The organism is Pedobacter sp. KBS0701, assembly GCF_005938645.2.
Classification (GTDB): Bacteria; Bacteroidota; Bacteroidia; order Sphingobacteriales; family Sphingobacteriaceae; genus Pedobacter.
Genome location: NZ_CP042171.1, coordinates 2,154,015 through 2,167,630, shown reverse-complemented (window position 1 = coordinate 2,167,630; position 13,616 = coordinate 2,154,015). Strand labels below are relative to the sequence as shown.

Genomic DNA, 13,616 nt, shown 5'->3' with positions numbered 1-13,616 from the left:
TACTTTATATCTTTAAATTCAGAAGTTTATCTGCATTTGAATGAGCAATCTTTGCCACCTGTACTTTAGGAAGCTTGATCAGGCAAACCACTGTGATATCATGCTTGTAGTTCCTTGTTGGTGAATTACCAGGAGGCCTCGCCCCCTTCTTTAAAGAATTTAGCCGTAATTCCATGCTCAAGACCAGTGGCCAGTTTAACAATTGGCATGGCACCTTGTTCTACCGTCCTGGTTCCCTGGAATTGGTTAAGGTCGGTAGCGGTATGACCAGGAGTGACACTGTTAACGCTGATGCCGCTGTTACGAAGTTCGTTTGCCAGCATTACGGTGAATGCGTTCAGTGCGGTTTTAGAAGAACCATAGGCATGGAATTTATCCCGGCTGGGGTTTCCTCCCGGTGCGCTCAGCGCGGTGAGTGAACCCACTTCACTGGAAACGTTGATAATGGATGATCGCTCCGATTTTCGCAGCAATGGCAGGAACTCCTGGGTGGTTTGTATAACACCGAAAAAGTTGGTGTCGAAAATCTCCCGTAAGTTTTTTAAATCAAGGGTAGAGAAATCCTGAGGTAATACCCCACCTGTCGCCGCATTGTTGATCAAAATGTCTAACGCGCTAATTTTACCCTCCAGCTCCTGCCTCGCCTGGCGTACAGAATTTATATCGGCAACATCAATTTGAATATTTGCTACATTCGTTATGCCGAGATCATTCATCTTTTGAATGGCTTCAAGTCCACGTTTATTGTTCCTGCTGCCTAAGTACACAAAGTAGTTTAATTGGGCCAGTTGCCTGGCAGTTTCAAATCCGATTCCTTTGTTTGCCCCGGTAATCAATACAGTTTTCATAATTCCTTTTGTTTTAAACAAAGCTGTTTAGCTTATGCTGTCATTAATTTCTATGATACAAAGAAACGTAGCAGGCTGAGGTATTACAAGACAACAATCAGGGCAGTTACAGGACAATTCACGGATTAATTTTCCTACCTAAATCAACTGCCTTGCTGTCAATAAACCCAGCCCATCGGCCGGGCCTGTGATGAATATTTTCGCCATAACTTAAGATTTTTAACTCGTCATCTTCCAATTCATACTATCAATTGCACCGATTTTGTTTTGCCCTGCCTGAACTGGTAAAAATTTTGCAACATGAAAGCCAACTTCACTGCTGATATGCACTGCGGCAAGAAAACCAGTGATTGATGTGTCCATTTGCTAACCAACCAAACTGCGCAAACCATCAGTTTTCAAAGGTATATCTCAATTAAATATAATCCGGTAGTTAATAAAACCCCTATCATTTATTAATTATAGCTTAACATAGCCGAATTATCTTTGTTCGTGCCTAAAAGCTGAAGTTAATATGGAATACCGTGCAACTGCTTATAAAGATCTTGTTGACGGTGAGTTGATAAAACTGTTGAAACTCAGTGACCAAACAGCTTACCAGGAAATATATTGCCGTTACTGGGTTATGCTGTTTCGTCATGCCAGACGGATGTTATCCAATGATGAAGAAGCTAGAGACCTGATACAGGATTTGTTTTTGACGCTTTGGAATAAGGCACCAGCGCTAAATATAGAAACCTCGCTCAGCTCCTATCTATATGGCATGATCAGGTACAAGGTATTTGATCTAATCGATAAAAGAAAAGTGCGTAAAGACCATCTGAAATCGTTGGGAGACTTTATAGAACAAGGTGAATACACCACAGATCATGCGGTAAGAGAAAATGAACTGAGCAGAATAATCGAGCATGAAATTTCCATGCTTCCTACAAAAATGCGCGAAGCGTTTGAACTCAGCAGAAAATCTCATTTCAGCTATCAGCAAATCAGCATGCAAATGGATATCTCAGACCAGACCGTTAAAAAGCAGATCTATAACGCACTTAAGATCCTACGCCTGAAACTGGGAAGCATTTGTCTTTAACTGGTTTTTTGGCTGTAGAAAAAAAAATCAAATTCGGCTACCACTTTCGTTTTAGTTAACCTACTCTACCTATAACACCGACATTCGGATAGATATGAGTAGCACACCAGAAGAGTTAATTAGGAAATACCTTGACCATACTTGTACACCAGAAGAACGTACTATCGTCGAATCCTGGTATAATTCTACGGCAGCTTCGGCTGAAGATCCCGGCCACCCAGACTACGCGGAACTGGACAACAATATCTGGAAGGAACTAAGAAAAGCCAGCCAGCCACCCAGAAGACTAAATTGGTTAGTGATCACGAGCGCCGCGGCCTGCCTGGCAATATGCCTTTTCTTCTATCATTCAAATGAACAACGCAATAATCAAAAGCCGGTCAGCATTTCCAGGATAATGCCAGGAACAAATCAGGCCGAACTGCTTTTATCAGATGGAACGGTTATACCATTATCCAATGCAAAAGCCGGGCTAATGACAGCTAAGAACGGAGCCATGGTGGCACAATTGGGAGGTGGCAAATTAACATTTAATGGCACCAATGCGTTATCTTCTGGTCCCGAAGTCAGCTATAATACCTTAAGAACACCTCGTGGTGGCCAATATCAGATTGAGCTTCCCGATGGTACAAGAGCCTGGCTAAACGCGGAATCTTCATTAAAATTTCCAAACATTTTTGGTGCTGCTGAACGAACCGTGGAAATTGTTGGGGAAGTCTACTTTGAAGTGGCAGCTAATAAACACAAGCCATTTAAGGTAATCAGCCAGGGACAGATGGTAGAAGTGTTGGGAACACATTTTAATGTGAGTAGTTATCCCAATGAGACCCTCACCAAAACAACGCTGATGGAAGGATCAGTCAAAGTGGTTACCGAAAATAATGTTGTATTAATCAAACCCGGAGAACAAACCTTGTTTAATATAGAAAGCCACCAAATAACTGTTCAAAAAACAGACCTGGAAGAGGCGATAGCGTGGAAACAGGGATATTTCCAGTTTACTAACGAAGATATAAAGAGCATTATGCGAAAATTATCCCGTTGGTATAATATTGATGTTAACTATAGCAAGAATTTCGTTGACCAGCGCTTTACGGGATCAGTATCCCGATTTGATGAAGCAGCAAAAGTGCTCAGGATGTTGGAATATACCGGAAGTATTCATTTTAAAATAGAAGGAAGGAGGGTAACTGTTATGCCATAACATTACAATCGACCGGCTAAGCCAAAAAAACCAGAAGTGCTTCGAACACTCCTGGCCAATCGCTTTGGAAAGCCTTAAATATTGCCATCATAACAAATTCAAACCAAACAAAACATATCAAATGTATGAATTTTTACATACGAAACAATCCTGCTTTATCAGGTACCTCAAAGCTCTATAAAACACAGTGGGTTATGCGCATTAAATTAACAATCCTTTTCCTAATCGCCTTTCTATTGCACGTTTCAGCTGCTAGTTTCGCACAGCGGGTAAGCCTTTCCCTTAAACAGGCATCGATAGCCACAATCCTGGCCGACATTAGGAAACAAACCGGATATCATTTTATATACAACATTCAAATGTTGGAGAAGGCCAGGCCAATTGATGTGAACATCAAAAATGTGTCGCTAACCGATGCACTGGAAAGCTGTCTCTCAGGACAACCCTTTATCTTCATCATCGAAGAAAAAACAGTAATCATTAAAGAAAAGAAAGTGGCGCCGTCATTAGCCATTGAAGTCAGGGGAACTGTAACAGACACCACAGGCCGCCCGGTACCAGGGGCGATTGTACAATTGAAAGGAACTGCTCTTGCTGTGGTGACAGATAACGCTGGAATTTACACGATAAAAGTACCTAATGATAACGATATATTGATCTTCAAATCCATTGGCTATGATACCAGGGAAATTGCCGTCTCAGGTAGAAAAATAATTGATGTAAGGCTGAGGGAAAGTGTTTCACAACTGGATGAAATGATAGTAATCGGTTACGGTACTGTTGCAAAAAGAGATTTAGTAGGATCTGTTGGATCAGCGAATGTGGCCGACATGAACAAAGCACCAGTAAGGTCTTTCGAAGAAGCTTTGGCCGGTCGTATTGCAGGTGTTCAGGTAACCTCAGTTGACGGCCAGCCTGGGTCGAACATCAATATTATTATTCGCGGAGCAAATTCAATTACAGGCACAAATGCCCCACTTTATGTAATTGATGGTTTTGCAATCGAAAATCCAAATAACAACAATATCAATCCAAATGATATTGAATCGATTGAAACACTAAAAGATGCCGCGGCTACGGCAATTTATGGCGCCAGGGGTTCCAATGGAGTAATTATTATCACCACCAAATCTGGTAAAGAGGGAACTGCGGTGATCGCTTACGATGGCAGTTATGGTGCTCAAAAGGTTATTCAGCGCATGGAGGTATTTGATGCTTACGAATTCGTAAAGTATTCCTTCGAAAGGATACCAGATCTCGCTCCTTTATTATATATTAATGCAGATCGTCCTTCTCTTGAGTCTTATCGTAATGTAGAGGCTGTAAATTGGCAAGACCGTATGTTTAGGAGTGCAGCACAACAAAACCACAGTTTGTCCATCAGCGGTGGAACAAAGGGTACCAAATATGCATTTTCAGGCAACTATTTAGATCAGGAGGGAGTTTTGGTGACTTCAGGTTACCAGCGTTACCAGGGACGTATGCGCATAACCCAGAGCGTTTCTGATAAGTTCATGCTGGCGGGGAACATCAATTATAGCCATAATAAGCAATTCGGCAGTTCACCTATTCCAGGTTCAGGTTCATTTTTATCTGAAGCATTGATGTATAGTGTATGGGGATATAGACCTGTAAATGGAAACCCGGGAGTTGATGTCGGAGAAGAAGACATTGATCTTTCTGTTGATATTGTGAATGATAAGCGGTTTAATCCCCTTAAGAACTATGAAAATATGCTCCGCGACAGGATCGGAAGTTCACTAAGTGCCAATGCATACGGAGAGTACACCTTAAACGATTTTAAGTTTAAGGTAGGTGGAAGTATCACACGTGAAATGACAAGGTTAAATTCGTTCGACGGTTCCGGTACACGTGCCGGAAGTCCCTTAACTCCACAAGGCCAGGCAAGTGGAGTGAGCGGCTCAGTTTCATTTTCTGAAGTAAATAATTATGTCAACACGAATCAGGTTACTTATGATAAGAAATTTGGAAAATATCATCAGTTAAATGCAATTGGTGTATTTGAAATCTCAGGCAGAAGTGCCAGTGGTTTTGGTGCAACGGCTAACTTTATTCCAAACGAAGCTCTTGGGGTTTATGGTTTAGACGAAGGGGTACCAAACAGCATTTCATCAAGCGCTACCGATAATACGCTTATTTCGTTTTTATCCAGGGTTCAGTATAATTATGGATCTAAATACTTAGCAACCCTATCTATGCGGGCAGATGCTTCTTCTAAGTTTTCCAAAGGGAATAAAACCGGATATTTTCCGTCAGGTGGGATTGCGTGGCGCTTTAGTAAGGAGAAATTTATGAAACCATTGAAATTTATTTCGGATGCAAAATTAAGAGCAACAATAGGTGCAACTGGTAATAACAGGGTAAGTGATTTTGCTTATATGTCTACGCTTTTCCAGTCTATCTCCGGAATCTATCCCTTTAACAATGGAATATCAAGAGGAGTGATTGCAACAGATTTAGGCAATAATAAATTGAAATGGGAAACCACTATTCAAACAGATTTAGGTTTGGAGTTATCTTTTTTTAAAGATCGTGTAAACTTAAATGTAGATGCCTATAAAAAAACCACTAAAGACCTATTACTCAATGCGACCCTGCCGCCTTCACTAGGTTTTGATCGTTCTTTTAAGAACATTGGTAGTGTAGGAAACAGGGGCCTGGAGTTTACTTTAGAAGCGTCAAATATCAGGAATAAAACATTCAGCTGGTCTAGTAACTTCAACATCGCATTTAACCGTAATGAGGTACTTGCACTAACGCAAAATCAAACAGCATTGGTTAGCCAAATTAACTGGGATACAAACTATAGGAATTTGCCAGCCTATATGGCTAAAATTGGAGAACCCATAGGCATGTTTTATGGATTAATTTGGGAAGGTAATTATCAATATGCAGATTTTAATAAACTTCCTTCAGGAAAATACCTGCTCAAACCCGAAATCGCATCAAATGGTAACGACCGCGAAGATATTCAACCAGGCGATATCAAATACCGCGACCTTAATGGCGATGGAATTGCCAATACAAGTGATTATACCGTAATTGGTAATCCCAACCCTGATTTCATCGGCGGTTTTTCTAATAATTTTACGTACAAAGGTTTCGATCTGAACGTATTCTTCCAATTTTCTTACGGAAATGAAGTATTGAATGCAAATAGAATCGTATTTGAAGGTTTTGGCCGTTCGTCGCAAAACATGTTTGCAACTTATGCCAACCGGTGGACGCCGGAAAACCCAAACAATACTTATTATAGAACAGGTGGATATGGCCCGAATGCCTACTCCAGCAGAGTGATTGAAGATGCCTCTTTTTTACGTTTGAAAACAGTTTCCCTCGGTTATCAGCTGCCTGCTAAATTAATGAAATCTATAGGAGTAAAATCCTTAAGGTTTAATTTGTCAGCACAGAATTTGTATACCTGGACCAAATATCAGGGATATGATCCTGAGGTTTCGGCCTATAACTCTGCCCTGACACCAGGATTCGACTGGTCTGTTTATCCACGTGCCAGAACAATAACATTTGGTGCAAACCTTACTTTTTAATTATCAGTTATGAAAATACAATATTTATTCCCTCTGCTCATCATCATGTTAACGGTAACATCCTGTGAAAAATACCTTGATGTAGCACCTAAAGACTTTACCACCCCAGAAACCTATTTCTTGTCTGCTGGCGACCTCGACAAGGCACTTACAGGTATCTATAGCCAACTTAATAACAGAGGTGTATATGGTAGAAACCTGGTTTTTGATTTGGCCTTTGGCAGCGATGAGGCATTTTATAAAAGATCAGCAGCTAAGATAGATCCGATTGTTTATAATGCCGATGGTTCTAATAACACCATTACCACTACCTGGAGTTCTTTATATACTGGAATTAACTCCGCTAATTTGTTGTTGGCTAATATCAATAAGCCTGTAATGGATGAAACGCTTAGAGGGAGAATTAAAGGTGAAGCCTTGTTTTTGCGCGCATTCTTTTATTTCCAGTTGGTACACAATTGGGGCGATGTACCATTGATCCTGACGCCTACCCTTTCCGGATTAGAAGTAGATCATGCCCGTACGCCACAAAAAGAGGTATATGCCCAGATCCTGGGCGATATGATCACGGCAGAAGGTTTGGTAGGTAACATCAAAGATTATGGATTTTCCGGAAGGGTGAGCAAAACAGCTGTTCAAGGCATCCTGGCAAGAGTTTGCCTAAAAATGGCCGGCGCGCCTTTAAATGATGTGTCGAAGTTTGAGGAGGCCAGAAAATGGTCGGAGATGGTTATTAAATCGGGTGTACACAAATTAAATCCTGATTACGCGCAAATTTTCATTAATCATGCACAGGATAAATATGATATTAACGAGAATTTATGGGAGGTTGAAGTTGTAGGAAATGGATTGTCAAATCCAATCTATCCGGGTGGTGGTTTTGCTAAAAAGCTATCGGTGCGTAATACATCTCCTCAATTATATGGCTATGCCGAAGTGGGTGCAACTGCAGTATTGTACCGCAAATATGATGATGCCCATGATGTTCGTAAAAATAGAAATATCGCAACCTATTATTTTCCGGTAATCACTAGTGGCAATTTAGCAGATACTTTAGCATTTCTGCCAACAGATATCTACGCCAGAGATACCGGAAAGTGGCGGATCCAGGATGAAATAGCGGTTCAAAGAAATCCCGATTTCGGACCAACAAACTTTCCGCTATTGCGTTATGCCGATGTATTGCTAATGTACGCTGAGGCTGAAAATGAAGTGAACGGACCGACCAAATTAGCGTTTGATGCATTAAATGAAGTAAGAACCAGGGCTAAAGCGAGAAACTTTACTGCCGTAGATGCTCCTAATAAAGATAAATTTCGCGCAATAATCCAGGATGAACGTTCCAGAGAACTGTGCTATGAAGCACTTCGCAAATTCGATTTGATTAGATGGGGAATATTTATCAACGTGATGAAGGATGTAGAAAATGACATCCTAAACAATGCGCCTACCAATCTTCAGTATGGTGCAACGGGTTACACCAATGTAAAAGCCCGTAATCTGCTATTGCCTATTCCAACACTAGAGTTAAGTTTAAATAGTTTAATGAGACAAAATCCAGGATATTAAATAAAAGGACATGAAAACAAAATATTTAACAGGAAAACTTGCGATACTACTGGTACTGCTTTTCCTTGGTTGTAAAAAGGAGACTGTAGATATGCCTGAATTCAACGCTACCGTTAATAAAACCACTTTTAAATTGGGCGACACGGTTATTTTCAAGTTAGATGGCGATCCGGATTTTGTTTCCTTTTACTCTGGAGAGTACCTGAACAATTATTCATTCATCGGTGGAAGGAAAATAGATATTCAATCCATTTCTCTTTCTTTTCAGTCACGGGTTCAGAATGGAAACCAGGCGAATCAGCTTAGTGTATATCTATCTTCAGATTTTAACGGAAAATTTGATATGGAATCTATAAGGGCAGGAAATTTTAAAAACGTTACAGATTTAGTCACCTTAGGTTCTGCAAACGCTGTATATGCTCCTTCCGGCACACTAGATTTATCAACCCTGGTTACCGATAGAACCAAACCTTTATATGTTGCATTTCGTTACGTTACAAAACCTCAGGATGCGGCGACCGGCACGCAAAGGACATGGACCATTAGGGATTTGGCCCTTAATACGGTAACAGAATTAGGAAAAAATGCAGCAATTGATCAATTAACTGCAGCCTGGACACTGGTACAGTCCGGGCCAATAATTGAGCCAAACAGAAGTTCGATTACGCAGAGTAATGGACAGATTGTTTTCCGTGGCAACATTACAAATGAAGGAAAACTGGTGGAAACCGACTTCTGGGCAGTAAGTAAAGCTGTAGATTTGAATACAATTATACTAGGGCCAGATAAAAGCATTCCAATCAAGGGCATTTCTGAAACCCTGCCATCAGTTTACAAATACATTTACACCAAACCTGGTGTTTATAAAGCTGTATTTGCCACATCAAATAACCGGATAAATTCCAAAAAAGAACTTTTAAAGGAAATAGAAATTACGATAGTACCATGAGAACACTAAAAATTAGCATATACTTACTTTTTACCTTCCTTTTGCTGGTAAGCAAAAATGGGCTTGCTCAGGTTTTTATCCCGGCGGGAGGAATCGTCTACCCTTTTCGGGCCTCGCCTGCCATCGTAAAAACGGGAACACAATTTCATATCCTGTACAATAATAAGGCCCAGCATCAAATTGATTCCATTGTACTCAAAGGTCCTTATAACAGGGTTTTGTTAAAGATAGATTCAATATCCAAAGGGAGGTTCGAATACGATACCTATACCACCATGTACACCAACAATAAGATCTGGGTAACTGTACCGCAAGGCCGTCCGCAAGATATGTATGACCTTATGGTCTATGCCGCAGGAGAAGTTGAAATTTCCCGACGATCGGTTAAACTGGTTAAGCAATTTTCTCCGAAGCACAGCTTTATCCATATCACCGATACGCATATTTCCCGTAACTGGGTTGGATCTGCCGATAATGGCTTTGCTGAAGAACTGCAGCTAATGGACCGGTTTATTACGGTTGCCAACATCATCTCACCCGACCTTGTTATTGTAACCGGAGATCTGATCCATGACTATACCCGATTTAATAAGGATGCCCGCGGCTGGGGTGGCGATACTATTAAGGGATACACCAAACTGCCCACCATAGAAGAAAAATACAGAAACTATTTTGAGGGTGCCCAAGGCTACAGAGGTGTGCAATATATCAATGCTCCGGTATTCTCGGTTCCGGGAAACCACGATTTTTATGGGATGAATGAAGATGACCATCCCGCTAAAGCTGCCCAATGGAATGCTTTATGCGGCATTAGGGTTTCTGGACTCGCCTATGCAGGCACCAGGTTTATGTTTATCGACGACTATCTGGGAGATCAGGAGAAAGACATTCCCAATAAAAAACCGATGTCGGGCCTGCAAGGCAAAATACTTCGAAATTTCCTGGCTCTTAACGGACCTGGCCAGTTGCGGATTATGGCACAACATCGTCATGATCGGGCTGACACCGGCTTCCTCAACGAACAAAAAATTGGCTTAATTGTAAATGGACATATCCACACGCCCCACGTAGATACGCTGGGCAAAACACCTACCATTAGAATTAGACCAGGAGTAGTGTGCAGGAGTGGCGAAAATCACCGATGGGAACAAATTCTTGGGTTTTTCCGCATTATCCGCATTGATGGAGAAAAATTCACTTATACCGACCCTCTACGCTTCTGCTCCAACCCTACCGATGCCTATAACAAGATTAAACTGAACTTAACGCTCACATTTAAGTCTAACAATGCTGGGTTAGCCACCAGTAATGTTGCCGTAATTGGAAATAAGTTACCAGTCGAACTTCCTGGCTGCAGGGTAAGATTTGTAATGAAAAAAGGCGCATATTTGGTTTCTGGCGGCCGTGTTTTCCAACAATTCAACAACGGCAAGCTAACCATTGTTGATGTTGATGCAGATGTAAATGCCGGAACCGTTAAAAAAGTAAGTATTAATTTAAAGCACTAACCAACGCTTAGTAAAATCGACTAACCTAATTATGACCTTTAAGAAATTGCTTTTTTTAGCCCTTGTTTTATGCCATTATTATGGAGTAATGGCCCAGGTGGACACCAGCTCCTACATCTTCGGTTTGTACCAGGCAAAAAACAGCACCGGGGTATTCGCTGCTGTTGACCATATCAAAAAGACCAATAAGGAAATGCTTAGGGCACAAATTAATGCCTTGCCAGACAATGCAAAGAAACAAATTATTGCAGGCACAGATGCTGCTTTAGAAAGGCCATGGACATTATTAACCTTAAGCGAGTTTAATGAATTTAAAACTACAGGCAACAGGGTAAATTATGAGAATAACTACTTCGCCCGTAGAAACAAATTAAACATTTTAATGATTGGAGAACTGGTGGCCAATGATGGCAGATATTTAAATGAAATTGTAAATGGACTTGGACTCATCTGCGAAGAAAGTACCTGGGCATTACCTGCTCACATGAGCCTCCAAAAGGCCGGTAACGGTTTGCCCGACGTAAATGAGCCTGTTATTGATCTCTTTGCAAGCCATACCGGCATGATTTTATCGTATGCGAAGTATTTGTTTGGAGATAAATTTAGTGTCTCTTATCCCCTATTAAATGAAAGAATTGATGCAGAATTAAAAAAGCGCATATTCGATCCCTACCTTAACAGGGACGATTTTTGGTGGATGGGTTTCCATACCAGCAAAAAAATGAACAACTGGAATATTTTCACCAATACGAATGTGCTCAGTTCGGCCATATTAGCGGAAGATGATGCCAGCCGACGGAAATCGATGATCGAAAAATCGATGAAAAGCGTTGATATCTTCCTCAATTCGTATAGCCCTGACGGAGGCTGTGACGAAGGCCCCTCCTATTGGGGAATAGCTGGCGGTGCGCTGATAGATTATATCGACCTGCTTTCGGTATTTTCCAACCATCAGTTAGATTTCTCTAAAAGTGAACTTATCCATCAGATAGGTGCTTACATTTACAAGGTCCACATCGATCAAAATTATTATGTAAATTTTGCCGATGCTACTGCATCAAACGCCCAGGATCCCACGAAGGTTTATAAGTTTGGCAAATTATATCAAGATAAAAAGCTGTTGGAGTATGCAGCATACATCAGAAAAATAAATAACGGCGACCAGACTTTTGACCTCGGTAACATCAATGGCTTTGTAAATTCTTTAGCAGCAAGGGATGAATTCAAATCCCTTAATCCAGCGGCACCTCAATTAAAATATGCCTGGCTAAATGATGTTCAGGTACTTACGGCCAGACAGAACGAAGGAAGCGCTACAGGCCTGTTTCTTGCCGTGAAAGGTGGCAACAATGCAGAAAGCCATAACCATAACGATATCGGCAACTTTATAGTTTACAAAGACGGCACCCCCCTGATTATTGATGCTGGTGTAGGCGTATATAACAAGCAGACATTTGGACCTGATCGGTATAAAATTTGGAACACCAGGTCTGATTGGCATAATTGCCCAACCATAAATGGTGCAGTGCAAGAGGCCGGAAAAAGTTATCAGGCCACAGAGGTATCCTTTGAAAATAAAGGAGATGTCACCAAACTTTCGATGGAACTGTCAACGGCCTACCCAAAAGAGGCACAGGTAGATACCTGGAAGAGAGCTTTCATATTTGAGCATCAGACAGAGGTTATTAAATTGAGGGAAGATTTTAAGCTGAGTGCATTTAGAACAAGTTCGTCATTAAGTTTTCTCATCAACGGCACTATATCGGCCTTAGCGAAAGGAAATCTCCAGATCAGAAACCCTCAGGGAAAAACCATATCGTTAATTTTTGATCCACAGGTATTTGATTTTGAAGTTGAACTGAAAAAAATAGATGATGCAAGATTAGCAGCGTCATGGCCCGCTAATTTGAGTAGGCTAATCTTAAAACGAAAAAGCAAAAAACTAACTGGTTGGCACCAAATTGAAATTAGAAACTAAACCCAGGAAGTTAAATCGAATTATGTACACACTAGCTATAACCAATCATATTATAAGAAAAGTATTTTTAGCCATGGGCTTCATCATTTTCCTAGCTGGCCATTGCTTTTCCCAGAACACTGATTTTGAACTTTATATTCTCATTGGGCAGTCGAACATGGCTGGGAGGGGAATCATAACACCCGAATTTCAAAAACAGGGCCACCCGAGGGTTTTTACGTTCACGAAGGATCATAAATGGCTACCTGCCAGAAACCCGCTGCACTTTGATAAGCCCAAAGCAGATGGTGTAGGCCCCGGATTAGCCTTTGGAATAGACATGGCCAACGCAAATGCTAACGTTAAGATCGGTCTGATCCCATGTGCCGTTGGCGGAACTTCAATAGAACGATGGAAGCCGGGAGCTTTCGATAAGTCTACCAGTACCCATCCCTATGATGATGCCCTACTTCGCATTAGGGAAGCCATGAAATGTGGAGTTGTTAAAGGTGTACTCTGGCATCAGGGTGAAGCCAACAGCTCAGAGGAGAAAGCCAGGTTGTACCTGGCACAACTGGATACGCTTATAAAATCCATTAGAAAAGAAGTAGGCAACCCAAACTTACCTTTTATTGTGGGCGAACTTGGCCGCTATAGAGCGCAATACGCGTTAATTAATGCCGAACTTGCTAAAGTACCGCAAAACATACCATTTACGGGCCTGGCAACTTCTGAGGGCCTGGTTCATAAAGGAGATAGTACCCATTTCGATGGCCCTTCGGCAACTAGCCTGGGGCACCGCTTTGCAAAAAAGATGATTGAAGTACAAAGCTGGCATAGCAAACAATAGCTCTCCTTATTCTGTTTCAAGCTTTCCGGCGTTTACCGCAGTTCGGTCTTACAATGCATTGCAGCAGGAAAAGTGTAT

Annotated in this window: 10 protein-coding genes; 8 read left to right on the top strand and 2 right to left on the bottom strand. The window is 41.3% G+C overall.

Annotation, left to right across the window (positions count from 1 at the left end; genetic code table 11):
* Positions 1 to 125: 125 nt before the first annotated feature.
* Complete coding sequence (locus FFJ24_RS08515; RefSeq protein ID WP_138821097.1) at positions 126 to 848, bottom strand: SDR family NAD(P)-dependent oxidoreductase; 723 nt, start codon at positions 846 to 848, stop codon at positions 126 to 128.
* Between the two features lie 219 nt (positions 849 to 1,067).
* Positions 1,068 to 1,211, bottom strand: coding sequence for a hypothetical protein (locus tag FFJ24_RS26005; RefSeq protein ID WP_168202415.1), 144 nt, complete (start codon positions 1,209 to 1,211; stop codon positions 1,068 to 1,070).
* Between the two features lie 151 nt (positions 1,212 to 1,362).
* Here FFJ24_RS26005 and FFJ24_RS08510 point away from each other — a divergent pair, with 151 nt between their 5' ends.
* From FFJ24_RS08510 to FFJ24_RS08475, 8 genes are all read left to right on the top strand, one after another.
* A complete protein-coding gene (locus tag FFJ24_RS08510) occupies positions 1,363 to 1,932 on the top strand; it encodes an RNA polymerase sigma factor (RefSeq protein WP_138821095.1) in 570 nt (189 codons plus the stop codon).
* Between the two features lie 94 nt (positions 1,933 to 2,026).
* Positions 2,027 to 3,136, top strand: a complete 1,110-nt coding sequence (locus tag FFJ24_RS08505) for a FecR family protein (RefSeq protein WP_138821093.1) — start codon at positions 2,027 to 2,029, stop codon at positions 3,134 to 3,136.
* A 125-nt stretch (positions 3,137 to 3,261) separates the two neighbouring features.
* Positions 3,262 to 6,705 (top strand): TonB-dependent receptor, encoded by a 3,444-nt coding sequence (locus FFJ24_RS08500; protein ID WP_138821092.1) that lies wholly within the window; start codon positions 3,262 to 3,264, stop codon positions 6,703 to 6,705.
* Between the two features lie 9 nt (positions 6,706 to 6,714).
* Positions 6,715 to 8,274, top strand: coding sequence for a RagB/SusD family nutrient uptake outer membrane protein (locus FFJ24_RS08495; RefSeq protein ID WP_138821091.1), 1,560 nt, complete (start codon positions 6,715 to 6,717; stop codon positions 8,272 to 8,274).
* Positions 8,275 to 8,284: 10 nt separating this feature from the next.
* The gene (locus FFJ24_RS08490) at positions 8,285 to 9,223 is read left to right on the top strand and encodes a DUF5017 domain-containing protein (RefSeq protein ID WP_138821090.1); all 939 of its coding nucleotides are present in this window, start codon (positions 8,285 to 8,287) and stop codon (positions 9,221 to 9,223) included.
* Entirely contained in the window at positions 9,220 to 10,731 is a 1,512-nt protein-coding gene (locus FFJ24_RS08485; RefSeq protein ID WP_138821089.1) for a metallophosphoesterase, read from the top strand. The genes FFJ24_RS08490 and FFJ24_RS08485 overlap by 4 nt, the downstream gene beginning before the upstream one ends.
* 31 nt (positions 10,732 to 10,762) lie before the next feature.
* Positions 10,763 to 12,709: a heparinase II/III family protein gene (locus FFJ24_RS08480; protein ID WP_138821088.1), complete on the top strand. Its 1,947-nt coding sequence runs from the start codon at positions 10,763 to 10,765 to the stop codon at positions 12,707 to 12,709.
* A gap of 22 nt (positions 12,710 to 12,731) precedes the next feature.
* Positions 12,732 to 13,538 (top strand): sialate O-acetylesterase, encoded by an 807-nt coding sequence (locus FFJ24_RS08475; protein WP_138821087.1) that lies wholly within the window; start codon positions 12,732 to 12,734, stop codon positions 13,536 to 13,538.
* Positions 13,539 to 13,616 lie beyond the last annotated feature (78 nt).